The sequence below is a fragment of the Enterococcus sp. AZ188 genome (assembly GCF_050544075.1).
GTDB lineage: Bacteria > Bacillota > Bacilli > Lactobacillales > Enterococcaceae > Enterococcus_D > Enterococcus_D entomosocium.
In genome coordinates this window covers 1834003-1858400 of sequence record NZ_CP172943.1, presented here as the reverse complement: position 1 = coordinate 1858400, position 24398 = coordinate 1834003, and the positions used below count along the sequence as shown (strand labels likewise).

At 42.1% G+C, this 24398-nt stretch carries 24 protein-coding genes; 23 read left to right on the top strand and 1 reads right to left on the bottom strand.

Going from position 1 to position 24398, the window contains the following annotated elements; all coding sequences use genetic code 11:
• The first annotated feature begins 6 nt into the window (after positions 1-6).
• The 21 genes from IGI86_RS08670 (at position 7) to coaE (ending at position 21964) form a co-directional block, all read left to right on the top strand.
• A complete protein-coding gene (locus IGI86_RS08670) occupies positions 7-1041 on the top strand; it encodes a diacylglycerol kinase (RefSeq protein WP_005235735.1) in 1035 nt (344 codons plus the stop codon).
• 371 nt (positions 1042-1412) lie between these two features.
• A complete protein-coding gene (locus IGI86_RS08665; protein WP_008380108.1) occupies positions 1413-1712 on the top strand; it encodes a YlaN family protein in 300 nt (99 codons plus the stop codon).
• 2 nt (positions 1713-1714) lie between these two features.
• A complete protein-coding gene (locus tag IGI86_RS08660) occupies positions 1715-2878 on the top strand; it encodes an FtsW/RodA/SpoVE family cell cycle protein (protein ID WP_008380107.1) in 1164 nt (387 codons plus the stop codon).
• A gap of 22 nt (positions 2879-2900) precedes the next feature.
• Positions 2901-6329 (top strand): pyruvate carboxylase, encoded by a 3429-nt coding sequence (locus tag IGI86_RS08655; RefSeq protein ID WP_005235747.1) that lies wholly within the window; start codon positions 2901-2903, stop codon positions 6327-6329.
• Between the two features lie 15 nt (positions 6330-6344).
• Positions 6345-7475 (top strand): CAP-associated domain-containing protein, encoded by a 1131-nt coding sequence (locus IGI86_RS08650; RefSeq protein ID WP_086316172.1) that lies wholly within the window; start codon positions 6345-6347, stop codon positions 7473-7475.
• On the top strand, positions 7462-7890 hold the full coding sequence (locus IGI86_RS08645; RefSeq protein ID WP_086316171.1) for a YlbF family regulator: 429 nt from the start codon (positions 7462-7464) through the stop codon (positions 7888-7890). Before IGI86_RS08650 ends, IGI86_RS08645 begins: the two co-directional genes overlap by 14 nt.
• On the top strand, positions 7877-8221 hold the full coding sequence (locus tag IGI86_RS08640; RefSeq protein ID WP_005235753.1) for a YlbG family protein: 345 nt from the start codon (positions 7877-7879) through the stop codon (positions 8219-8221). Before IGI86_RS08645 ends, IGI86_RS08640 begins: the two co-directional genes overlap by 14 nt.
• Before the next feature lie 100 nt (positions 8222-8321).
• A complete protein-coding gene (gene rsmD, locus IGI86_RS08635; RefSeq protein ID WP_005235756.1) occupies positions 8322-8876 on the top strand; it encodes a 16S rRNA (guanine(966)-N(2))-methyltransferase RsmD in 555 nt (184 codons plus the stop codon).
• Position 8877: 1 nt separating this feature from the next.
• Positions 8878-9372, top strand: a complete 495-nt coding sequence (coaD, locus tag IGI86_RS08630) for a pantetheine-phosphate adenylyltransferase (RefSeq protein ID WP_005231326.1) — start codon at positions 8878-8880, stop codon at positions 9370-9372.
• On the top strand, positions 9362-10414 hold the full coding sequence (locus IGI86_RS08625; RefSeq protein WP_429967813.1) for a SepM family pheromone-processing serine protease: 1053 nt from the start codon (positions 9362-9364) through the stop codon (positions 10412-10414). The genes coaD and IGI86_RS08625 overlap by 11 nt, the downstream gene beginning before the upstream one ends.
• Positions 10415-10506: 92 nt before the next feature.
• The gene (locus IGI86_RS08620; RefSeq protein WP_008380094.1) at positions 10507-10920 is read left to right on the top strand and encodes a DUF1149 family protein; all 414 of its coding nucleotides are present in this window, start codon (positions 10507-10509) and stop codon (positions 10918-10920) included.
• Positions 10921-10942: 22 nt separating this feature from the next.
• On the top strand, positions 10943-11314 hold the full coding sequence (locus tag IGI86_RS08615; protein ID WP_005235761.1) for a VOC family protein: 372 nt from the start codon (positions 10943-10945) through the stop codon (positions 11312-11314).
• Positions 11315-11477: 163 nt separating this feature from the next.
• Complete coding sequence (locus tag IGI86_RS08610) at positions 11478-12212, top strand: metallophosphoesterase family protein (protein WP_429967812.1); 735 nt, start codon at positions 11478-11480, stop codon at positions 12210-12212.
• Between the two features lie 136 nt (positions 12213-12348).
• Positions 12349-14535: a Tex family protein gene (locus tag IGI86_RS08605; protein ID WP_429967811.1), complete on the top strand. Its 2187-nt coding sequence runs from the start codon at positions 12349-12351 to the stop codon at positions 14533-14535.
• Positions 14532-14996: a SprT family protein gene (locus tag IGI86_RS08600; protein WP_008380085.1), complete on the top strand. Its 465-nt coding sequence runs from the start codon at positions 14532-14534 to the stop codon at positions 14994-14996. Before IGI86_RS08605 ends, IGI86_RS08600 begins: the two co-directional genes overlap by 4 nt.
• A gap of 114 nt (positions 14997-15110) precedes the next feature.
• Positions 15111-16445: a UDP-N-acetylmuramate--L-alanine ligase gene (murC, locus tag IGI86_RS08595; RefSeq protein WP_005235767.1), complete on the top strand. Its 1335-nt coding sequence runs from the start codon at positions 15111-15113 to the stop codon at positions 16443-16445.
• Positions 16446-16586: 141 nt separating this feature from the next.
• Positions 16587-17060, top strand: coding sequence for a MaoC family dehydratase (locus IGI86_RS08590; protein WP_005235769.1), 474 nt, complete (start codon positions 16587-16589; stop codon positions 17058-17060).
• The gene (locus IGI86_RS08585; protein WP_010748195.1) at positions 17053-17745 is read left to right on the top strand and encodes a Bax inhibitor-1/YccA family protein; all 693 of its coding nucleotides are present in this window, start codon (positions 17053-17055) and stop codon (positions 17743-17745) included. Before IGI86_RS08590 ends, IGI86_RS08585 begins: the two co-directional genes overlap by 8 nt.
• Positions 17746-17870: 125 nt before the next feature.
• Positions 17871-20516 (top strand): DNA polymerase I, encoded by a 2646-nt coding sequence (gene polA, locus IGI86_RS08580; RefSeq protein WP_430617932.1) that lies wholly within the window; start codon positions 17871-17873, stop codon positions 20514-20516.
• 15 nt (positions 20517-20531) lie between these two features.
• Positions 20532-21374, top strand: a complete 843-nt coding sequence (mutM, locus tag IGI86_RS08575; protein WP_016620072.1) for a DNA-formamidopyrimidine glycosylase — start codon at positions 20532-20534, stop codon at positions 21372-21374.
• Complete coding sequence (coaE, locus tag IGI86_RS08570; protein ID WP_016620073.1) at positions 21371-21964, top strand: dephospho-CoA kinase; 594 nt, start codon at positions 21371-21373, stop codon at positions 21962-21964. Before mutM ends, coaE begins: the two co-directional genes overlap by 4 nt.
• A 174-nt stretch (positions 21965-22138) precedes the next feature.
• On the opposite strand, the gene IGI86_RS08565 is transcribed toward coaE, so the two are convergent.
• Positions 22139-22918 carry an ABC transporter ATP-binding protein gene (locus tag IGI86_RS08565; protein ID WP_086372998.1) on the bottom strand — a complete coding sequence of 260 codons (780 nt, stop codon included), beginning with the start codon at positions 22916-22918 and terminating at the stop codon, positions 22139-22141.
• A 177-nt stretch (positions 22919-23095) separates the two neighbouring features.
• Between IGI86_RS08565 and IGI86_RS08560 the strand changes: the two genes are divergently transcribed.
• Complete coding sequence (locus tag IGI86_RS08560; protein ID WP_008380072.1) at positions 23096-23425, top strand: hypothetical protein; 330 nt, start codon at positions 23096-23098, stop codon at positions 23423-23425.
• Positions 23426-23671: 246 nt separating this feature from the next.
• On the top strand, positions 23672-24313 hold the full coding sequence (locus tag IGI86_RS08555; RefSeq protein ID WP_429947617.1) for a FusB/FusC family EF-G-binding protein: 642 nt from the start codon (positions 23672-23674) through the stop codon (positions 24311-24313).
• The last annotated feature ends 85 nt before the right edge of the window (positions 24314-24398 follow it).

Here is a 24398-nt window from a genome sequence, read left to right as displayed (position 1 = left end):
CAAGCGATGAAAAGAGCAAGAGTAATCTATAACCCGACATCTGGGAAAGAATTGATTCGAAAAAATTTAGCAGATATTTTAGATGTTTTGGAAAGAGGCGGTTATGAGGCGAGTGCATTTGCCACGACCGCTGCGCCATTTTCCGCTCGTGATGAAGCAAGAAGAGCCGGCGAAGCTGGTTTTGATTTGGTGGTAGCTGCCGGTGGGGATGGCACGATCAATGAAGTCGTCAATGGGATCGCTCCTTTAGAAAAGCGACCAAAAATGGCGATCATTCCTGGAGGCACGACCAATGACTACGCACGAGCGCTAAAGATTCCCCGTACGGATATCAAAGCAGCTGCGGAAGTGATTTTGAAGCAGCAGACAGTGAAAATGGATGTCGGAAAAACACCCAACACGTATTTTATCAACATTGCTGCTGGTGGGCACTTAACGGAATTGACCTACGATGTTCCTTCTGAACTGAAAAGTGTTTTTGGCTACTTAGCTTATCTAGCAAAAGGAGCCGAATTACTGCCCCGCGTCAAACCGATCAAAATGCATCTAAAGTATGAAGACGGAGAATACATTGGCGGAGCCTCAATGTTCTTTTTAGGACTAACGAATTCAGTGGGAGGTTTTGAACAGATTGCGCCTGACGCAAAGCTTGACGATGGGAAATTTTCGTTGATCATTGTCAAAACGGCCAATATTTTTGAGATTGTCCACTTAGTTGCTTTAATGATGAATGGTGGCAAGCACATCAACGATCGTCGTCTGATTTATACGAAAACATCTTTTCTTGAAGTAGACGCGCCAGAGCAGGTCAATCGATTAATGATCAACCTTGATGGTGAATACGGCGGAGATGCTCCTATGCGCTTTGAAAATCTACACAATCATATTGAGTTTTTTGCGAATGTCGATCAAATTCCTGATGATGCGGTCGTTGGTGAGCAGAACTATCAAGAGATGAGCGAAGGTTTTATTAAAGAAGTCGAACGTCTTTCCGATGAGGACATCAATGGAGATGGCAAGATCGGCGACGAAACAAGGTAAACGATTTTTCTTTTCATGCAAAGTGAAAGAACAGGGACTTTTGGACCTGTTCTTTTTTTAAAAAATAAATTGTGGAAAAAGTAACAGGAATATTTTTAAGAAAAGTTGATAGAACAGCTTTTCTTAAATTTTAGTAAAGGACGTTTTTTGCGTTATGTTCCACATCGGGTGCTTGTTTCACGGCTGTTAGCGCGATTCATGAAGATAAAGCGAATGAAAAATTGAAAAAACGAACGATCTTCGCTAAAAAACGAACTTTTTGAAAATATACTCGTTAAAGTTCGTCATTTACGTATTTCTATGCAATCTAATGATGCAAAAGCCAGAGAGAATATGCTATAATGGTGAAACGAAGAAATGGGGGGACCGGAATGGAGCACATCGATTCTACAAAAGCGCTAGATCTGCTTAGAGATGACGCAGAACGAATCAAAAAGCTGATCCGAAACCAAGAAAATAGTTTATGTATCGCACAATGCAAAGCATTTGAAGAAGTGGTTGATACCCAGATGTATGGTCTATCACGGCAAGTGGCATTTGCGATCCGCTTGGGGATCGTCGATAATCAAACAGGACAACAATTGATGGCGGATCTCGAAAAAGATCTGAACCAATTGTACAGCGAGGTCTATGAAGACCAGCGGACACCTGAAATCGGCAAGGAGGCATAAACTTGCCAGAAAAAGTAAAGAAAAGACATTTATTAGATTATAGTATTTTGTTACCATATATTGTTATGTGTGTCACAGGCTTGATGATGGTTTATAGTTCCACATCTTATGTGGCGATGACCGCCACACAACCGACCACAGCTGCTTCTTACGTCATCAATCAAACATTATTTTGGTTGGTGAGCCTAGTAGCGATCACTGTCATGTATAAAATGAAAACGGATGTTTTTCGGAATAAAAAATTTGTCCAGATCGCCATGATCGTCATCTTGTTTTTATTGATCGCTGCTTTCTTTTTCCCAAGAAGAAACGGGGCCCATGGTTGGTTAACGATTGCGAGCTTTTCTATTCAACCAGCTGAGTACTTGAAATTTATTGTCATCTGGTTTTTATCGGTGACGCTATCTTATCGTCAAAAAGGCATCCAACAAGAGTTTTGGAAAACGGTTTGGCGTCCAATCGGAATCGTTTTCGTCTACACCGGGATCATGGCCTTTTATCCCGACTTAGGGAATGCTGTGATCGTCATGCTACTGGCTTTTGTCGTTTTATTATCTAGTGGATTGAATTACTTGTACACTTTGATATTGGGGTTGGCAGGTATCGTTGGGAGTATGTTGATTGTCCTATTTGTGAATCTAACTGGCGGTAAGCTTTTACCAGCTTATGTTTATAGTCGCTTTTCATCCTTTTTGAACCCGTTTGCTGATGAATACAATACAGGTCATCAAATGGTCAATGGGTATTACGCAATGTTCAACGGTGGACTTTTCGGGCGCGGGCTTGGAAATAGTATCCAAAAACGTGGCTTCTTAAACGAAGCGCACACCGATTATATATTTTCGATCGTTATGGAAGAATTAGGCTTGATCCCATCGATCATCATTTTAGGCGTTTTGTTCTATATGGTGGGACGGATCTTTCTTGTCGGTATCCGTTCAAGAGATCCCTTTAATTCCATGATGTGTATCGGCATAGGGACATTATTTATGTCTCAGATTTTCATCAACTTAGGGGGGATCACTGGTTTGATCCCATTGACGGGAATCACTTTTCCGTTTTTAAGTCAGGGTGGGTCAAGTTTGCTGATGCTGTCGATTTGTATTGGTTTTGTATTAAATATCAGTGCCGAAGAAAAGAGGAAACAATATTATTTGAATTATTGATCAATTGAATGGAGTGGATTAGATGAAGAAAATTCTTGTTGCCAATCGTGGAGAAATCGCGATTCGTGTCTTCCGCGCATGTGCGGAGTTAGGAATCAAAACAGTCGGTATTTATGCTGCGGAGGATGAATACTCCGTCCATCGTTTTAAAGCAGACGAAGCGTATTTAGTGGGGAAAGGCAAACGGCCGATTGATGCGTATTTAGACATTGAAGATATTATTCGCACAGCGAAAAAAGCCGGGGCTGAAGGGATTCATCCAGGGTATGGTTTTTTATCAGAAAACCTGGGCTTTGCTCAGCGCTGTGAAGAAGAAGGTTTGATTTTCATCGGACCATCCACTCACCACTTAGATATTTTTGGCGACAAGATCAAAGCAAAAGCAGCAGCGATCGAGGCGGGGATTCAATCCATTCCCGGATCTGACGGTCCAGTGGCATCGATTGACGACGTTTTAGCATTCGCTGACGAACATGACTATCCAATCATGATCAAAGCAGCTCTTGGCGGCGGTGGTCGAGGCATGCGTGTCGCTCATGATGAAAAAGAAGCACGTGATGGCTACGAACGTGCCAAAAGTGAAGCGAAAGCGGCATTTGGTAGTGACGAAGTTTACGTTGAAAAATATATTAGTAATCCAAAACATATTGAAGTCCAAATTCTAGGGGATACGCACGGAAATGTCGTCCATCTATTTGAACGTGACTGCTCTGTTCAGCGCCGTCACCAAAAAGTAGTCGAAGTGGCACCTTGTGTGTCAATGACGACTGAACAACGGGAAAAAATTTGTCAAGCTGCCGTTCAATTGATGAAGCATGTTGGCTATATCAATGCCGGAACAGTGGAATTTTTAGTTGAAGGCGATAAATTTTACTTCATCGAAGTAAACCCTCGGGTCCAAGTGGAACATACAATCACTGAAATGATCACCAATTTAGATATCGTGACGACACAAATACTAATTGCACAAGGCAAGGATCTGCATAAAGAAATTGGGATTCCTGAACAAAAAGATATTCGCTTCGAAGGGGTTGCGATTCAATGTCGCGTGACAACGGAAGATCCAGCGAATAATTTTATGCCAGATACTGGTAAGATTGATACCTACCGTTCTCCAGGTGGATTTGGGGTTCGTTTGGATGTCGGAAATGCTTACGCAGGTGCGGTGGTAACCCCGTATTTTGACTCACTGCTTGTAAAAGTCTGTACACATGCGGCAACCTTTGATCAAGCGATTCAGAAAATGATGCGCTGTTTGAAAGAATTTCGTGTACGTGGGGTAAAAACAAACATTCTCTTCATGCGAAATGTCGTTTCTCATCCAGCCTTTCGTTCGGGTGAAGCCAAAACCACCTTTATCGACAATACGCCGGAACTATTCAATTTCCCTCGGATTCGTGATCGTGGAAACAAAACCATGAAGTATATCGGGGAAATTACCATCAATGGATTTCCGGGGATCGAAAAACAAAAGAAACCATTTTATAATGAGCCACGGATGCCACAACACATCCAAGCAACGCCTGATTTTGTCAGCGCCAAAAATATTTTAGATACGAAAGGTGCCGAGGGTGTCGTTGAATGGATCGGTCAACAAAACAATGTCTTACTGACGGATACAACCTTCCGAGATGCCCATCAAAGTTTGTTGGCAACTCGTGTAAGAACCCATGACTTTAAGAAAATTGCCGCGATGACGGAAGCTGGCCTGCCACAATTGTTCTCAAGTGAAATGTGGGGTGGAGCAACGTTCGACGTTGCCTACCGTTTCTTAACAGAAGATCCATGGGAAAGATTGCGGATGTTCCGGAAAAAAATGCCGAATACCTTGTTGCAAATGTTGTTTAGAGGCTCCAATGCTGTGGGATATTCCAATTATCCAGACAATGTATTGGAAGAATTCATCAAAGAATCTGCAGCGCAAGGAATTGATGTGTTCCGAATCTTTGATAGTTTAAACTGGGTTCCACAAATGGAGAAAAGTATTCAAGCCGTTCGCGATACAGGAAAAATTGCAGAAGCAACGATTTGTTATACCGGGGATATCAATGATCCGACCCGTCAAAAATATTCAGTACAATACTACAAAGATATGGCGAAAGAATTGCAAAACCTTGGTGCCCATATCATTGCTATCAAGGATATGGCTGGATTATTAAAACCGCAAGCGGCTTATCGTTTGATCAGTGAGCTAAAGGATACGATCGATGTGCCGATTCATCTGCATACCCATGATACGAGTGGAAATGGGATCATTACTTACTCAGCAGCTACTAAAGCCGGTGTTGACATCGTGGATGTCGCTATGTCAGCGGTCAGTGGCGCAACGAGTCAACCAAGTATGAGTAGTTTGTATTATGCACTATTGAACGGCGAACGCTGCCCAGAAATCAATGTAGACAATATCCAACAGTTGAACCACTACTGGGAAGATGTCCGCATGTACTACCATTCCTTTGAAAATGGCTTGAACGCACCTCAAACGGAAGTGTACAAGCATGAAATGCCGGGGGGACAATATACCAATCTCCAGCAGCAAGCCAAAGCCGTTGGTTTAGGCGAAAAATGGGATGAAATCAAAGAAATGTATCATGAAGTCAATATGATGTTTGGAGACATCGTGAAAGTGACGCCTTCTTCGAAAGTCGTTGGGGACATGGCACTCTTTATGGTTCAAAATGGCTTGTCTGAGAAAGATGTTTTTGAAAAAGGCGATACATTAAGCTTCCCTGAGTCAGTAATCACATTCTTCCAAGGTGAGTTAGGTCAGCCAGTTGGTGGCTTCCCGAAAGAATTACAGCGCATTATCTTGAAAGGACGCCCAGCCTTTACCGAACGTCCTGGAACATTCGCGAAGCCAGTTGATTTTGCTGATGTGAAGCAAGAACTAGCGGAGAAAATCGGCTATGAACCAAAACATGAAGAAGTCTTGAGCTACTTGATGTATCCGCAAGTCTTCCTTGATTATCGAAAAGCTTATGAACAGTTTGCAGATGTGAAAGTTCTTGATACTCCAACTTTCTTTAACGGCATGCGCTTAGGTGAAACGATCAATGTTGAATTAGAAAAAGGCAAAATCTTGATCATTCGTCTCGATGAGATCGGTGAGCCAGATATTGAAGGCAACCGAACACTCTTCTTTAACTTGAACGGACAACGCCGAGAAATCGTCGTTAAGGACAACTCAATCATCAGCTCTGTTCAAACGAAACGTAAAGCAGAGCCAACGAACAAAGAACAGATCGGTGCTTCGATGAGTGGCTCAGTTTTAGAAGTATTAGTCAAAAAAGGCGACCGGGTGGCACGTGGACAAACCTTGATGGTCACGGAAGCGATGAAAATGGAAACTTCGGTTGAAGCCCGCTTCTCAGGCGTAGTTGAACATGTGTATGTAACCGATGGGGAACCAATTCAGTCAGGAGATCTTTTGATTGAAGTCAAAGAGAAGTAAGGAGTCGATCCACAGATGAAGCGAAGAGGATTATTGTTTTGCGGCTTATTTGTCCTAGCCCTAATAATCGTGTATTTGCAGCCAGTTTTCATGCAAAACGCTTCAGATTCAAGAGTGACGATCGAAAACCCAATCAAAGCACCAACAAACATGAATTACGAACCAATCGCAGCTCAAGGATTAGCTGAATTGATCGGGGAACCTGTTTCGGATTTCGAAGAAGTCTATGGTCTTCCAGTTCAAACATATCGATCAGGTTACGAGTTTGAAATTCGGGTCTACAATCAATTAGACGATCAACAGTATGTTGAGATCAATACCGATGGTGAAAGTGTGCAAGCAATCAAAGTAATCGGCGCCGGGGGCTCTTCCCTGGCACCTTTTACGATGGGCATGACCTTGACTGACTTGACGGAGTTGACCATGATCTATCCTAACTTTACCTTGACACAAAATGATCGTGCGATCAGTTTCGAATTGATGGAAGAAGATATGAACTACCGTCCATTAGTGGCTTTTGACAACGGGACATTTGCTGTTTTGTTCTTTGATCAGGAGACTGCCCAACTGCAAGCCGTCACTTACTTGGATCAGACCACATTACTTAAACTGGCACCTTATCCCTTGACGGAAGGGCAGCGACCGCTGTTTCAAGTTTCGCAAACAATTGACCAAGCCCAAGCCAACCTTGAAAAAGAGACCCTGGCGTTTGTTATCATCGATAAAATTCGCCAGCAAATCGGCTTAGACAGCTTCTCACAGGATACTCAAACACATCAAGAGGCAGCTGGTCTTTTATCTGATTTGATCAATAATCTATCAGATCATTTGACTTCTCAACGAATCCATTCTTATCAGCGAGCACTTTCTTCGGAAAAGACAAGTAATTTTGTCTTATCGAATGACGAATGGCGAGAGTTGTTAGCGGAAAAGGAATTGGAAGCATCTGCTTCGATCTTTGAAGCGCCTGTTTATGATCCAACTTTTACGATTTTATCTTGGTTCAGTAATCCAAGATTTACTGAGCGCCTGACCCATGAACAATCAGAAAAGATAGGAATTGCTTTTTCTGAAGCAAATATGGTAGTCTTAGTGCAAGAAGATGTGGAAGGGACCGAGGATAGTACGTCAGATGATTTACGATGAAGCCTTTTTTGAGATTGAAGATCAAATCGAAGCACTTGTGAAGGCAATCAAAGCAAGTGAAACGTGTAAAACCTATCAAAAAGCGAAACAGGTCATGCATCAAGACCCTGATGTTCAGACATTGATGCAATCGTTTTTAGAAAAAAAACTAGATTTTGAAAGAATTGAAGCTTACGGTGAGTATGCGCCTGATTTCAAAGAAAAAAAACGGGCGTTGCGCACAGCCAAGCGGCAGTTGGATCTTAATGAACAAGTAAGTGAGTATCGCTGGAGTGAAACACAACTGCAGCGTTTGCTGGATGAACTGACTGTGGCGATCTCTACTTGTTTTTCTCCCTCTGTCAAAGTGGACGCTGGGAGTCCCTTTTTTCAATCAAAATCAAGTTGTGGAGGAAATTGTCATGCACGAGGATAAAGAGCCTTTTACGATGCAAAAGCGTCGAGGATTGATCGTATGGGTTTACAGCCTACGTCAACTAAAGAATTTGCGCCGTTTTGGTTTTGTTCATTATGTGTCACGCAAGATGAAATACGTGGTCATGTATTTGAACGAAGAAGAATACGAAAGCAAAAAAACAAAAATCGAGCAGTTTCACTTTGTTCGACAAGTTGAAGCTTCCTATCGACCAGATGTCGAAATGGATTTTGCTGAAAAAATTGGTACGTCAGCAGCCTATCCAGTGAAAGATGAAGGGTTTGATATCGAAGAAAAAAATACGATGATTCGATTGGCAGAAAACGTGTAATAAAAAAGTGGGGGTGCCTTGAGTCACCGCCATTTTTTTATTGCTATTTATAGAAACAGTGCTATATTTGTATTTACGAAGATCTTGGAGGGAAAAAAGCATGCGTGTAGTAGCCGGAGAATATGGTGGCCGCAGATTAAAAAGTCTCGCTGGAGACAACACTCGCCCCACGACAGACAAAGTAAAAGGGGCGATTTTTAACATGTTAGGGCAATATTTAGATGGAGGTGTTGTACTGGATTTATTCAGCGGAAGCGGGGGCTTAGCTATCGAAGCGGTCTCTCGGGGAGCTGATCATGCGGTTTGTGTCGACCGTAGTTTTCCAGCAACCAAAGTGATCCGCGAAAATATTGCTATAACCAAAGAACCCGAAAAGTTCACGGTGCTAAAAATGGATGCGAATCAAGCTTTACGGCAGTTTGCAGCTGAGGGACAAAGCTTTGACTATCTCTTTTTAGATCCACCTTACGCAAAGCAAGAGATTGTGCAACAAGTGGAATCAATGTTGATAGACGGATTGATCCGCCCCTTTGCTTACGTAGTTTGCGAAACAGACAAGTCCATCGTCTTACCAGAACAAATCGGCTCGTTGCATTTGGTCCGTGCCCAAACCTATGGCATATCGGCAGTGACGATCTATAGAAATGAGGGATAACGTGAAAAAGATTGCTTTATTTCCAGGGAGTTTTGACCCATTGACATCCGGTCATGTTGATCTGATCGAGCGAGGAGCCACGCTTTTCGATGAATTGATCGTCGGCGTTTTTACAAACACCAATAAAAAAAGTTTTTTTACTAGTGAAGAAAAAGTTCATTTGATCGAAGAAGCCCTCGCCCATATTCCTAACGTCAAAATTCTGGCACAAGAAACAGAGCTAACAGTCACGATTGCGAAAAAATTAGGTGCTCAGTTTCTGCTTAGAGGCATTCGCAGTGTGAAAGACTATGAATATGAGCGGGACATTATGGAAATGAACCATCACCTAGAACCCTCATTAGAGACCGTCTTTCTTTTAGCAGACGCAAAACATAGTTTCATCAGTTCCAGTTTGTTGAAAGAGATCTTAACCTTTAACGGCGATGTTGCCGAATATTTACCTCAAAATATCTACGATGCTATAGTAAAGAAGCGTGATACCAATGAATCTTAAATCAACGATCAAATATGTTCTCTTGTTTGTTTTAGCGCTGATCATCGCCGCTTGTGCCTTTTTGCCGATTCCCTATTATATCGAGCAACCAGGAGCAACGATCGATTTAAAAGAGCTGATTACCGTCAATCAAAAAGAAGACACATCAGCCGGCTCCTTTTCTTTGACCAGTGTTGGGATTCGACAAGCTACCGTGTTCACAGCGATTGGAACGAAATTCAATGAATTCCAAGACTTGATCAGTGAGGAAGAACTTTTAGGCGGTGCGACAGATGAGGAGTACAACCGCATTCAACGCTACTATATGGAATCCTCGCAAAATAGTGCGATTGAGCAAGCATTAAAGCTGGCAGACTTACCTTATGAAATGACCTATAAAGGGGTCTATGTCATGGGGATCGATCCAAATTCTAGCTTTGCTGGGAAAATATCCGTTGGAGATACCGTCACCGCAGTCAATGGTAAAGAATTTAAAAGCAGTCAAGATTTTATCGACTACGTCCAAAGTCAAACCATTGGTGATGAAATCACCGTGACTTACTTGCAAGATGGCGAAGAAAAAGAAGCAACGGGCAAACTAATTGAACTGGAGAGCAATCAAAAAGCCGGTATCGGCATCTCCCTCGTCGATCATACAGAGATCACTTCTGATGAAGAGATCGTGATCGATTCTGGCAATATCGGAGGACCTTCCGCTGGTTTGATGTTCACCCTTGAAATCTATGAACAGTTGACCGGAGATAACCTACGTAAAGGTCACAACATAGCTGGGACAGGAACGATCTCAGCTGACGGAAACGTTGGTCGAATCGGTGGGATCGATAAAAAAGTAGCGAGTGCCAGTGAAAGTGGTGCAGAAATCTTCTTTGCCCCAGATGATGAAATCACTGACGAAGAGCGTGAAATAGATCCTTCCATCAAAACAAATTATGAAGAGGCAGTGGCAGCAGCGAAGAAGTTAGACACGGATATGAAAATCGTTCCGATCGCCAATGTCCAAGATGCCTTGGATTATCTAGCAACACTAAAAGAAGCAAATTAAAACGGCGCTCGCCGTTTTTTTTATTGTCTAAAGAATACAGTAGGCTCAAAGAAAAGGTTATGCTATACTTTTAGATAAGGAGTGTGAATCTAGTGGAATTAAAAAGACAACAACCGATCGTTGAAGCATATCATTTCGATATGAAACCGAAAGACAAAGAAATGGAAACCAAATTGAATGTAGGCTTTGCGCCGTTAAAAGTCAAAGATGAAGAATATATGGAAAAAAACAGTATTATTGGCGCCCGGCTAGAATTTCAATTAGTGTTCCCTGATTATGTTTTGTCAGGACGTGTCGGACAGGTCAATCATATTTTGAATCGTAAAGTCAATTCTGGAGAAGATCTAACAAAAGCTGAAACTGATCGTTTGGTTGAGCCATTGTTTGATATCGTCAAACGCCTGACGTATGAGGTGACAGAAATCGTGACCGACAAACCAGGACTCCAACTGAACTTCAATACCAACTCGAACCCCACACAAGAATCGACCGAAGAAGAAAAATAAGTTGAAATAGGAGGGATTTCCATTGTTTTCCAACCAAATGCAAGTGATGCTCTACGTTGATGATGTGACGAAAGCTGTCGAATTTTGGCAAGAATTAGGCTTTGTGATCATTGAACAGCAAACGATCGATGGAACATCCGTCGTCGAAATCGCTCCTTCAAAAGAGGCAGAGGTTCATTTTGTCTTATATGACCGTGAGTTCATCGAAACGCACTCACCTGAAGTCGCATTGAATTCTCCATCGATCATGTTTTTTGCTGAGGATATTACAGCTCTCTATAAAAAACTTTTAGAGATGGAAGCAGAAGTGGGTGAATTGATTCAGATGGAAGAACAACTGGTTTTCAATTTTGCCGATCCAGATGGCAATTATTTTGCTGTATCAGGAAAATAGGTTTTGCCGATCGTAACCAATCATTCGTCTTTATGAACCCGACTCTATGCTGTCGAACCGTTCAAGGCGAATGATTGTTTTTTGTTTTAATGCAAGACATTTTGCAACTAAAGGACTAGAATTGATAATAAAAGAATCAAATGCCTTTAAGGAGGGAATGACAATGCAAAAATATCTTTATGCAATCAGTGATATTCATGGAATGGCCGATCTTTTTAAAAGGCTTCTTACGGAATATGATCCTAAAATCCATCAGTTGCTTTTGATTGGTGATCTAAATGACCGAGGACCAAAGTCCAAAGAGTGTTTATTGCTTGGAAAGAAATTAGTCGAAGAACATCAAGCGATTTATTTACGTGGCAATCACGAAGAGTATTTTCTGCAATTTCTAAATGCCCCTGAGGATTGGTTCGCCGCCTACGTACGCAATGGTGGCAAAGAAACGCTTGAAAGTCTTTTGCATACAGGCGCCACTGAGGAGTATTCGCCGACGGAAATCGCCTTAATGATCCGAAGTAGGTATGGAGACTTAATAGAGTTTTTAATGGAGCGGCCACTTTATTACGAGTGGGGAAAGTACCTCTTTGTCCATGCGGGCGTGGATTTAAGTAAAAAAGATTGGCGGAAGACCACCGACCACGATTTTATCTGGATTCGCGAACCTTTTCATAAAGGGAAAAACCGTACAGGAAAAACGATCGTTTTTGGCCATACCATCACGCCCATGCTGCATGGAGATATGCAGACAACGGATCTTTGGCAACAAGACGACAAAATCGGCATCGATGGTGGGGCAGTATTTGGTGGATCGGTGCATGGCGTGATTTTTGATGACAAAGGGGTCCTTCAGGATATCGAATATCAAAATTTAGCAGGACCTTGGCAACCAGACTTTTAAAAGTCTTTTCTGAAAAGAGAAAAGCAGCCATTACAAGAGTCGCGAAAGCAACGTTGTTTTCGTGCAATCTTGTTCGCTCAATGGCTGTCTTTTTTATGTTAAAATAGCAAAAGCAACAAAGGAAAGGTGAGAACGAATGGCAGAAATGAATCAAGAGGTACTTGATTTAGTGAAACAAGAACTAACCTCTTTTACCCAAAAACAAATCAGTACGGTGTTACAATTATTGCAAGAAGGAAATACCGTTCCGTTTATTGCCCGCTACCGTAAAGAAATGACGAATGGACTTGACGAAGTTCAGATTCGAGAAATCGAAGAGCGGTATCAGTACTTAGAAAACCTAGAGAAACGCAAGCAAGAAGTTTTACGCTTGATAGAAGAACAAGAAAAGCTAACGCCTGAACTATCACAGGCGATTTTAGCTGCGACAAAAATGCAGGCCGTCGAAGACCTGTATCGTCCTTATAAACAAAAACGACGCACCAAAGCGACGATCGCCAAAGAAAATGGCTTGGAACCATTTGCTCAGTGGCTGTTAAGCTTCTCAAAAATAGGTGACGTACAAGAAAAAGCGACCGAATTTATGAGTGATGCTGTTCCTACTGTAGAAGATGTCTTGGCTGGCGCCCATGAGATCATTGCAGAAGTCGTTGGTGATACTGCAGAATTTCGAAGTTGGATTCGGAGCTATTATTCTAACAAAGGACTGTATAAGAGCACGGTCAAAAATGCTGAAAAAGATGAAAAAGGCGTTTATGAAATGTATTACGATTTCCAACATCCTATCAATAAGATGGTTTCCCACCGGGTTTTAGCCACCAATCGTGGAGAAAAAGAAGACATTTTGAAGGTAACGCTTGTGGCAGATGAAGAAAAAATCATGGAGTACCTACGTCGGAAATTGATCACAAATAGTGATTCACCCGCAGCCAGTTTTGTCCAAACTGCTGCTGCTGACGCCTTGAAACGTTTTATCTTACCAGCGATCGAACGAGAGATCCGCAATGAGTTGACAGAAAAAGCCGACGAACAAGCAATTGCGATTTTTGGAGAAAATCTTCGCAATCTGTTGCTGCAGCCGCCATTGAAGGGCAAAGTCGTTTTAGGTTTTGATCCAGCGTATCGAACGGGCTGTAAATTGGCCGTCGTTGATGAGACAGGAAAAGTACTAGCGATCGAAGTGATCTATCCCCATAAACCGGCGCCGATGAACAAACGAGAAGCGGCTGGACCAGCGTTTCGTCGCTTATTGCAAACCTATAAAGTTGAAATGGTCGCAATCGGTAATGGAACGGCGAGTCGAGAGTCAGAGCAATTCGTCGCTGAACAATTAAAATTGATCGATCAAGAAGTATATTATGTGATCGTGAATGAGGCAGGCGCTTCTGTTTATTCGGCCAGTCCGATCGCCCGGCAAGAATTCCCTGATCTGCAAGTGGAAGAACGCAGTGCCATCAGTATTGGTCGCCGTCTCCAAGATCCCTTGGCAGAATTAGTCAAAATCGATCCACAATCGGTGGGCGTCGGGCAATACCAGCATGACGTTTCGCAAAAGCGCTTAGCCGAACAATTGGATTTTGTCGTGGAAACGGTCGTCAACCAAGTAGGCGTTGATGTCAACACCGCAAGTGCGGCACTTTTACAGCACGTGGCTGGCTTAAATAAAACGACTGCCCAAAATATCGTGACCTATCGAGAAGAAAACGGGGTATTTACGCAGCGCAATCAACTAAAAAAAGTCCCTCGCTTAGGGCCAAAGGCCTATGAACAGGCGATCGGTTTTATGCGGATTCCTGGCGGAAAAGTCATTTTGGATAATACCGGGATCCATCCAGAAAGTTATGACACTGCTAAAGAAATTTTGGCGATCGCCGGCATTTCTTTAGCGAAACTAGGGAAAGAACAAATGGAAGAAAATAAAGCGAAGCTTGCCCAACTGCGCCCAGCAGAGCTTTCTGCAAAATTGTCAGTCGGGAAAGAAACCATCACGGATATCTTAAAGGCATTAATGCAGCCAGGACGTGATATGCGGGATGAAATGCCAGCCCCATTATTGCGCAAAGATGTGTTGAGTATGGAGGATCTAAAACCGGGAATGGAATTGAAAGGAACTGTTCGAAATGTGATCGACTTTGGTGCTTTCGTCGATATCGGTGTCAAACAAGATGGACTGGTTCATTTGTCGAAGCTGAGCCGTTCGTTTGTAAAACATCCGAAAGACGTTGTTTCCGTTGGTGACGTCGTAACCGTTTGGATCGAGCAAGTAGATGTCAAAAAAGGCCGTATCAGTTTAACAATGGTCGATCCAGGAAATGCTAAATGACCCAACAAGAATTGCAGCGTTTGGTGGAAGAGCTTTCGCTGTCTGTTTTCAATAAACCATTTACGCATCGAGCGGTATTTAATTCTCGCTTAAAAACAACCGGTGGCCGTTACCATCTAAGTGATCACCACTTGGATTTCAATCCAGTGATGCTTACTGAACACGGGATGGAGGTTTTTATCGGCATTATCAAGCATGAATTATGTCACTATCATTTGCATTTAGCAGGTCTTGGTCATCGTCACCAAGATCCTGCTTTTAAAGCATTGCTGGCAAAAACGGGAGGCCTGCGGTATGCACCTCCTGCCAAAAGGACAGCTAAACATCGCTATCGATGTCAAAATTGCGGCTGCGAGATTCGGCGGCAGCGGCGTGTGGATATCAAAAAATATGTTTGTGGAAAATGTCGTGGACGTTTGCTAGAAATAGGAAATGATGAGAAAAGTCAAGTCGAAAAATAAAACTCGTTGCTATTTTTTTCATTTTGTATGATAATGTAGGTCGTGTGACAACCTGATATTTGTCAATACACGCGTTTTTTTACGACGCGGATTTGAGAAAAGAGGATTATAATAATGGAAAATCAAAACAAAATACATCATTTTGTTGGAATCAAAGGTTCCGGTATGAGTTCATTGGCTTTGATTCTGCACGAAAAAGGCTACCAAGTACAAGGCTCTGATGTGGAAGAATATTTCTTCACTCAACGTGATCTAGAAAAAGCAGCAATCAAATTGTTGCCTTTCGATAAAGCAAACATTCAACCAGAAATGGTCATTATCCAAGGGAATGCTTTCCCTGACACCCACGAAGAAATCATACGGGCCAAAGAACTTGGTTTAGAAGTCACTCGTTATCATGACTTTATTGGCCAATTCATTCAGCCCTATACGAGTATTGCTGTGACTGGTTCTCACGGAAAAACCAGTACGACAGGATTGCTTTCTCATGTTTTAAGCGGCATCCGGCCAACAAGTTTCTTGATTGGCGATGGTACCGGTCATGGAGAGCCCGATGCGGAATTCTTCTCGTTTGAAGCTTGTGAATACCGCCGTCATTTCTTAGCTTATTCACCGGACTATGCAATTATGACCAACATCGATTTTGATCATCCGGACTATTTCCACTCGATTGACGATGTCTTCTCAGCCTTTCAATCGATGGCAAGTCAAGTAAAAAAAGGCATTTTTGCTTTTGGTGATGACGAGTACCTGCGTAAACTTGAAGCAGATGTCCCGATCTACTATTACGGCGTCAACGATAACGACGATGTTCAAGCAAAAAACATTGAACGCACCACCCAAGGTTCAGAGTTCGACGTCTTTATCCATGGTGAAAACATTGGCCATTTTGTCTTGCCAGCGTTTGGTCAACACAACATCAACAACGCACTCAGTGTGATCGCTGTGGCTTACAAAGAAGGATTGGACATGAAAGAAGTTGCCGCTGAGATGCTCTCATTCCCTGGAGTGAAACGTCGCTTCAGCGAAAAAATCGTAGCGGATATGACGATCGTAGACGATTACGCCCATCATCCTGCAGAAATCAAAGCAACGATTGATGGCGCTCGTCAAAAATATCCGGATAAAGAGATTATTGCTGTCTTCCAACCTCATACCTTTACCCGTACGATCGCTTTAATGGATGAATTTGCGGAAGCGTTAGATCTTGCAGACCATGTGTATCTATGTGATATTTTTGGATCTGCTCGTGAATCCCGAGGGGATGTTAAAATTGAAGATCTGGGCAATAAAATTCAAAGAGGCGGAACTGTGATCAAAGAAGAGAACGTTTCTCCGCTACTAGATCATCAAAATGCTGTCGTGATTTTTATGGGAGCAGGCGATGTGCAAAAATTTGAAACAGCCTATGAAAAACTACTAAGCAATACAACTCGTAACGTATTGTAATCAAAGACTCTTGTGGCGTGTTTGCTGCAAGAGTTTTTTACATCTGAAGTTTTTGCAAAAGCAGCACCGCGAACTTGCACTTTTGTCGGTATCTGATAGAATATACTCAGATGAAACTATTCTTTTTGGAGGAATTAAATTTTGAATATAGGAAAACCGCGAAAAATAGGGAAAAGTATTGAAGATATCGAGGAAGGCGATTCGTTATCCTTAACAGAATCGATCGAAGACAATCAACTGTTGTTATATTTAGGACTTACTAATGATGCAAACCCTTTGTATATTCAACATGACTACACGCAAAATACTGAGTATCAGCGTCCCATCGTACCATCCATCATGTTGATGGGGATCATCACCAGTGCCGTATCGAAACATTTGCCTGGTCCTGGCTCTCATGTAGTCAATTTTTCGGTGAACTTTATTGAACCTGTATATCATTATGAAACATTGACCTTTGAATTCGAAGTGATCAAAGTGGATAAAATGAAAGACGTGGTAACTATTTCGGTTGAAGCGATCAACACAGAAGATCATCGTATTTTAGATGCTGTGGTCATGGTCCAGCCGCCAAAAGCAGTAGCAGTAAATGAGGAGGAACAACAAGATGAATAATTTAAACAATGAAACCGTCCAAGCCCAAGGCTTAAATCGCTTTTATTCAAAAGTGTATTTATTCTTCGGCGTTGGGCTTGCGATCAGTGCGATTTCAGCCTATATTTTTGGGGAAGTCTTCCAAGCGCAAACCCTGCAATTTATCGACAATTTTCCGCTAGGATTTACCGGTCTTTGGATCTTACAGATCATTCTAGTTATTGTATTAGGGGTGAAGGCGCAGAAAAATCCGTCCTTGACCGTTGCTGGCTTTTTAGTCTATTCGCTCTTGAATGGATTGACCTTGTCTGTGACATTGATGATCTATGACTTTGGATCGATCGTGGGAGCATTTGTTTCAGCAGCCGTCACTTTTGGTGTCATGTCAGCATTTGGGATCATGACCAAACGTGATCTAAGTGTGGTTGGTCGTATCGGCTATGGTCTGTTGATCGGGATCATCATCTCAACGCTCTTGAATGTATTTATTTTACGCAGTCAACCGGTTGACTTTTTCTTATCGATCGTGACCGTCTTTGTCTTTATGGGAATCACCGCTTATGACAATCAGCAAATCCGCAATGTATACTTCGCAACGAATGGTGGCGCAAATACAGGAGTGGCCGTTTTCATGGCATTACAACTGTATTTAGACTTCATCAACTTATTCCTAGCGTTATTGCGAATCTTTGGCAAAAACAACTAAAAAAAGTGCGAGGAAACTCGCCTTTTTTTTTGTATAAAATGAGAGAGAAAACAAAGCAATTCATCGCTTTTGTGCCCGTTCTTTGATAGAATAAAGAGGAACTTTTTGAGAAAAGGAGTAATCAAATGCCAAAAAATAAATTACTACTCGTTGATGGGAATAGTGTGGCTTTTCGCGCGTTTTTTGCGTTGCATAATTCATTAGAACGGTTTAAAAATGCCAACGGGCTGCACACAAATGCCATCTATGCGTTTCATACTATGTTTGAAAATGTGATGGCAAAAGAACAGCCAACACATGTTTTAGTGGCTTTTGATGCTGGAAAAACCACCTTCAGGACAGCGATGTATGAAGATTATAAAGGTGGGCGTTCAAAAACCCCTGGGGAATTTAAAGAACAAATGCCTTACATTCGCGAATTGATCAACGCGTTAGGTGTTCAATACTACGAATTAGATAACTATGAAGCCGATGATATCATTGGCACATTGGCAAATAAAGTCGATAAAGAGCTATTTGATGTCGTCGTTTTATCTGGCGATCGCGATTTGACCCAGCTGGCAACGGAGCACGTGAAAGTTGACATTACGGTCAAAGGCGTTAGCGAAATTGAAAGTTATACGCCCGCTCATGTGGCTGAAAAATATGACGGCCTAACACCCTTACAAATCATCGACATGAAAGGACTAGCTGGCGATGCTTCCGATAATATTCCCGGCGTCACCAAAATTGGTGAGAAGACAGCCATTAAGCTTTTAAAGGAATATGGCTCCGTTGAGGGAATCTATGAACACATCGATGAAATGAAAAAAAGCAAGATGAAAGAAAACTTGATCAATGACCGTGAGATCGCCTTTCTTTCAAAACAATTAGCAACCATCGATGTGGATGCGCCCGTTGAGGTCGATGTCGACAAACTGAAATATGAAGGCAAAGATTTAGAGAAATTGGTGCCATTCTACCAAGAAATGAACTTTAATAGCTTCTTAGATAAGCTGCAAATTACAGCTGAACCAGTTGAGATGGAAGACATTTTGTTTTCCGTCGTTGAAGAAGTAACGGAGGATATGTTCCAAGGAGACATGGCATTGTATGTCGAAATGATGGGGGATAACTATCATTTGGAAGACATCGTCGGTGTTGCTTGGGGCAATCAAGAAAAAATTTATGTCAGCAATCGTGAAGAATTGTTTGAAAGTCCAGTCTTTACCGATTGGTTAAAAGACGAGAAACGTAATAAATTCGTCTATGATGCCAAACGCACGTACGTGGCGTTAAACCGGTACACGACAGCACCAAAAGGAATCGCTTTTGATGTTTTATTGGCAGCTTATCTTTTAGACACGAATGATACGAATAATGACATCGCAGGTGTTGCCGCTCACTATGGCTATGATGCGATCCAATCGGATGAAGCGATTTATGGAAAAGGAGCGAAAAAAGGGCTGCCGGCGGATGAGGAAGACTTCTTTGCTCATTTAGCCCGTAAAGTAGCGGCGATTACAAACCTAACCCCAAAACTTACGGAAGAATTGGCAGCGAAGAATCAAACAGCGCTCTTTGAAGAAATGGAATTGCCTTTATCAATGATTTTAGCTGAGATGGAGATTACCGGCATCAAAGTTGATGCGTCTCGCTTGCATCAGATGAAGGGCGAATTTGCACAACGGTTGCATGAAATTGAAGAAAAAATCTACGCCGAAGCTGGAGAAACCTTCAACTTAAACTCACCGAAACAACTGGGTGTGATTTTATTTGAAAAAATGGGCTTACCTGTCATCAAAAAAACCAAAACTGGCTATTCGACCGCAGTCGATGTGTTAGAACAACTAAAAGAGCAAGCACCAATCGTTGAAGACATTTTGACTTATCGTCAAATCGCTAAGATCCAATCAACCTATGTAGAAGGCTTATTAAAAGTGATCCAAGGAGATGGCAAAGTCCATACGCGATATGTACAAACCTTGACCCAAACTGGTCGTTTAAGTTCTGTCGATCCGAACCTGCAAAACATTCCGATTCGTTTAGAAGAAGGTCGAAAGATCCGCGAAGCCTTTGTGCCACGAGAAACTGATTGGGTGATCTATTCCTCTGACTACTCTCAAATCGAACTACGGGTGTTGGCACATATTTCAGATGATACCCATTTGAAAGAAGCCTTTATCGAAGGTCAGGATATCCACTCAAGTACAGCGATGCGAGTCTTTGGTATCGAAAAAGCAGAAGATGTGACACCAAATATGCGTCGTCAAGCCAAAGCGGTCAACTTCGGTATCGTTTATGGGATTTCTGATTATGGATTATCACAGAATCTAGGAATCACCAGAAAAGCCGCCCAACAATACATCGATACGTATTTTGAAAAATATCCTGGTGTGAAAGCGTATATGGAGGATGTGGTTCGTGAGGCGAAGGACAAAGGGTACGTTGAAACCTTGTATCATCGCCGTCGTTACCTACCTGATATCAATTCTCGCAATTTCAATATTCGAACTTTTGCCGAAAGAACCGCCATCAATACACCGATTCAAGGCAGTGCGGCGGATATCTTAAAAATTGCCATGATCGATTTGGCGAAACGTTTGAAAGAAGAAAAATTAGCAGCAACGATGCTGCTGCAAGTACACGATGAACTAGTCTTTGAAGTACCTGAATCTGAATTGCCTCGTCTTGACGCTTTAGTGAAAGAAGTGATGGAGCAAGCCGTTGCATTGCATGTCCCTTTACTGACAGACAGCAATTGGGGCAAAACATGGTACGATGCAAAATAAATGAGGTGAACAGAGGTGCCGGAATTACCAGAAGTTGAAACGGTCCGTAAAGGACTTGAAAAACTTGTTTTGAATAAAACGATCGAATCGGTCGAGATCCTGTGGCCGCGAATCATTGAAAGTCCTGAAGTACCGATCTTTTCGGCGCTTTTGAAAGGGCAACGTTTTGAAAAATTTGAACGACGTGGAAAATTTTTGATTTTTAAATTGACAGATTATGATCTGATCTCTCATCTACGAATGGAAGGCAAGTACGAGTATTTTGAGTCAGACCCGATTGTCGATAAACATACACATGTCATTTTCCATTTTACGGATGGCAGTCAGTTAAATTACCATGATGTAAGAAAATTTGGACGTATGACCTTAGTGGATAAAGACCAAAGCGCAGCCTATAAAGGCATCATGCAATTAGGTCCTGAGCCTAAGCCTGAATTGTTTTTATTAGAGGCATTTGAACAAGGATTGAAGCGTTCGAAAAAAGCCATCAAACCGTTATTGCTTGACCAAAAGCTCGTTACTGGTTTGGGCAATATTTATGTAGATGAGGCGCTGTGGCAAGCAAAAATCCATCCAGAGCAACCAGCGGATTCATTAATGCCAACTGAAGTAGATGTGCTGCATGAAGCAATTATCGATGTCTTAGAACGAGCTGTTGAAGCAGGCGGAACTACCATTCGGACCTATCTCAATGCACTAGGAGAAGCCGGGAAATTCCAAATGTCATTAAATGTCTATGGCCAGACAGGCAATCCTTGTGGCCGATGTGGCACACCAATCGTCAAGATCAAAGTTGCCCAACGAGGGACGCATTTTTGTCCTCAGTGTCAAAAACTGCATGTGAGGTCCAACAAATGAGTTTTGTTTTAGGCGTCACTGGGGGAATCGCCACTGGAAAAAGTACTGCAGTCGCGCATTTTCGATCACTGGGTTTACCGATTATTGATGCCGATATCATCGCAAGAGAAGTCGTTGAACCGAATACGGAGGGCTTGCAGGCGGTGACGCAAGCCTTTGGTCCGCAGATTTTGACCGATGATGGGCACCTAGATCGACAAACCCTCGGTGCTTTGATTTTTAACGATCCAGAAAAACGCCGCATGCTGAATCAGACATTATCTCCTTTTATTCGACAAGAGATTTTGTCTCAGATCGAAGAAAAAAAACAGGAAGTGCCATTGTTGATCGTTGACATTCCTTTGCTTTATGAAGCCGACTATGACCAATACATGGATCAAACCGCAGTCGTTTATGTGCCAGAAGCCATTCAAAAAGAGCGGTTGATGGCACGTAATCAGTTGAATGAGCAAGAAGCGCAACAACGAATCGACAGTCAGCTTTCAATTGAGAAAAAGAAACAACGGGCCGATATTGTCTTTGATAATCAAGGAACGATCGCCCAACTCAATCAGCAGATCGATGATTGGTTAGCATCCTTAAACAAATAGATAAGACAGCAGGTTCCCTTCAGTAAAAGGGAACCTGCTATTTTATCTTTCAATAGCAAACCTAGCCCTATCATTTCCAAAAACAACTGGCGCTGAAACATGTCGGAAACTGTTTGGTTTGGAAAGTAAGACGATCGTTTATGAATGGTTAAATATCAAAGTACCAGCCCTGATTTATTTTGGGGTCACGATCACGCGATTGCTGGAAAAGGGGTGAAGAACGATCGGCTGATCATAAAAAGAGGTGAGAACCTCCTCAGTAAAAATCGTCTCTCGTTGACCAGCGGCGTGGACTTTGCCGTTTTTTAACATCAGCAAATGAGTGAAAATCGGTAGTAGCTCTTCTGTATGATGGGTAACGTAAAGAAGAGTCGGTGTATTCGGCAGTTGTGAAAAAGCCTCCAGACGGGTTAGCAGTTCTTCTCGCGCAAATAGATCAAGGCCCGTACAAGGTTCGTCCAAAATCAGGATCTCTGGTTGTGCCATCATGGCCCGTGCGATCATGACAAATTGTTTTTCCCCTTGAGAAAGGACGTGATAGGAACGATGGATCAAATGCGACAAACCTAAGTCAGTCAAAAGCGCTTTTGCTTGGATCAGCTGCTCTTCTTCATAGGACTCATAAAGACCAATACTGGAATAAAGCCCCGAAAGAACGATCTCTTCGGCAAGATCGCGACCATAAAACTTGCTTTGCAGCGCTGAACTGACCCAACCAATGCGCCGTTGAAGATCGGGCACAGACATTTTTCCGTAACGCTCACCTAAGACCGTTCGTTGACCAGAAGAAGGCCATAAACTTCCCGTGATCATTTGGAGTAATAAACTTTTGCCAGCACCATTCAGACCTAAAATCACCCAATGCTCATTTTTTTTCACTTGCCAATTGATCGCTTTTAATAAATAGTTCTTGTCGCGAACGAATGAAACCTGTTGGAAATCGAGGATTGTCATCTATTGTCGAACCTTAAACAGGTTCTTCACCTCCAGTTGTAAGAATATTCAGAAAATAATCGCTCATATTATAGCATAAAGAAAAACATTTTGCTGACTGTTTGGTATCGCATTCATATCTTTTGTCAGAATTCAGAATGCTTGTTATGATGAAACTATACAGGAGGGATGATAACTATGGGTACTTTTAAAGACGAAAAAGATGTGATCGTTGGCAAGGCTAAAGAAAAAATCGGTGAGTGGACCAATAATGAAGAACTTGCCCATTCTGGGAAAGAACAAGCACACGAAGGTCAGATCAAGAAAGAGCACGATCAAAAAAGAGTCAATGAATTAGAAGATCAAAATGACGAGCGCGATGCCCGCAATGATCGAACTACCCCAGAAAATGTCAGCAGTGAAGAATTGTTGCGAGCTGAAAATCCTGATGCCAATAAAATTTCTTCTGCCGATCGTCGAGATGCAGACCAGCTGAAGCATTATACTGGAATTGAAGATAAATTATAACTGAACACGGATGCCTTCGTCTTCTAGACGAGGCATTTTTTTGTTAACCAGAGTGGATGAAGAGTCAAGAGACTACTGCTCAGTTGACAATTGCTCAACATCTCATTATAATCCATTAAGATCGCATAGAGAGAAGCAAAGAAATTGGGAGGTGGTCATCAAATGCTTATTTATGCATTGTGTACGACTGTCAAGAAAGTAGAACAGCCGCAATAGGAAACGGAAAATTAGAAAGAAGGCTTTTTTATGATCGAACCTTACCAATTTCATTCAATTAAACATCAAGTATACCAATTAGTTCGAACCTATCAATCGGTGAATGATCCTCGAACGATCAAAACGGTTGAAACGATGACCAAAGACGCCATAGAACATTTTTTTCCTGAAGAAGAAACAGCACCACGTGAAATTTTAGCTGCTTTCTTTCAACAGGGGATGACGATCAGTCGCAGCAATGAGCTGTTAACAGAACTCAAAGAGTACGTCCGACCCTTTCAGGCGCCGACAACAAAACAAATTGAAAAAATGTTTCGGAAAGTAAAAAAACTGAAAATACCTGATTTTGCTTCCGTTGATTTAAAAGAGACCACTTATCTTGCTTGGGATGATATCGGTAGTCAAAGCAAGTTTATGATCATAGCCACTGAGCAGGGATTTACAGGACTTCACGGTCATGTGTCAACCGAGGTCAAAAAAGGGATCTGTCCCTTGTGCCAGCATGAAGGAAATGTGTCGATGTTTCTTTCTTTGACCAAGAGCAACGGCGATGGAACATATACGAAACGCGGGAATTATATTTGCCGTGATAGCCAAAGGTGCAATCAGCAGTTGGAACAGCCAGCAAATTTGCATGATTTTGTTTCTTTGCTGCAAATGAAAGATAAATAACGAAATGAAACGGCAGAAATCTTTCTGCCGTTTTTTCTCATTGAAAAAAACAACAGTTATAGCATTATTTAAATTTTGTATTAAA

Excerpts from the sequence above, each read along its gene's own strand:
- IGI86_RS08560 (WP_008380072.1), top strand. The coding sequence starts at position 23,096 with ATGGGTACTTTTAAAGACGAAAAAGATGTGATCGTTGGCAAGGCTAAA.
- IGI86_RS08605 (WP_429967811.1), top strand. The coding sequence starts at position 12,349 with ATGGCAGAAATGAATCAAGAGGTACTTGATTTAGTGAAACAAGAACTA.
- IGI86_RS08565 (WP_086372998.1), bottom strand. The coding sequence starts at position 22,918 with ATGACAATCCTCGATTTCCAACAGGTTTCATTCGTTCGCGACAAGAAC.
- IGI86_RS08640 (WP_005235753.1), top strand. The coding sequence starts at position 7,877 with ATGCACGAGGATAAAGAGCCTTTTACGATGCAAAAGCGTCGAGGATTG.
- polA (WP_430617932.1), top strand. The coding sequence starts at position 17,871 with ATGCCAAAAAATAAATTACTACTCGTTGATGGGAATAGTGTGGCTTTT.
- rsmD (WP_005235756.1), top strand. The coding sequence starts at position 8,322 with ATGCGTGTAGTAGCCGGAGAATATGGTGGCCGCAGATTAAAAAGTCTC.
- IGI86_RS08600 (WP_008380085.1), top strand. The coding sequence starts at position 14,532 with ATGACCCAACAAGAATTGCAGCGTTTGGTGGAAGAGCTTTCGCTGTCT.
- coaE (WP_016620073.1), top strand. The coding sequence starts at position 21,371 with ATGAGTTTTGTTTTAGGCGTCACTGGGGGAATCGCCACTGGAAAAAGT.
- IGI86_RS08655 (WP_005235747.1), top strand. The coding sequence starts at position 2,901 with ATGAAGAAAATTCTTGTTGCCAATCGTGGAGAAATCGCGATTCGTGTC.
- IGI86_RS08670 (WP_005235735.1), top strand. The coding sequence starts at position 7 with ATGAAAAGAGCAAGAGTAATCTATAACCCGACATCTGGGAAAGAATTG.
- IGI86_RS08645 (WP_086316171.1), top strand. The coding sequence starts at position 7,462 with ATGATTTACGATGAAGCCTTTTTTGAGATTGAAGATCAAATCGAAGCA.
- IGI86_RS08555 (WP_429947617.1), top strand. The coding sequence starts at position 23,672 with ATGATCGAACCTTACCAATTTCATTCAATTAAACATCAAGTATACCAA.
- murC (WP_005235767.1), top strand. The coding sequence starts at position 15,111 with ATGGAAAATCAAAACAAAATACATCATTTTGTTGGAATCAAAGGTTCC.
- IGI86_RS08610 (WP_429967812.1), top strand. The coding sequence starts at position 11,478 with ATGCAAAAATATCTTTATGCAATCAGTGATATTCATGGAATGGCCGAT.
- IGI86_RS08585 (WP_010748195.1), top strand. The coding sequence starts at position 17,053 with ATGAATAATTTAAACAATGAAACCGTCCAAGCCCAAGGCTTAAATCGC.
- IGI86_RS08625 (WP_429967813.1), top strand. The coding sequence starts at position 9,362 with ATGAATCTTAAATCAACGATCAAATATGTTCTCTTGTTTGTTTTAGCG.
- IGI86_RS08650 (WP_086316172.1), top strand. The coding sequence starts at position 6,345 with ATGAAGCGAAGAGGATTATTGTTTTGCGGCTTATTTGTCCTAGCCCTA.
- IGI86_RS08665 (WP_008380108.1), top strand. The coding sequence starts at position 1,413 with ATGGAGCACATCGATTCTACAAAAGCGCTAGATCTGCTTAGAGATGAC.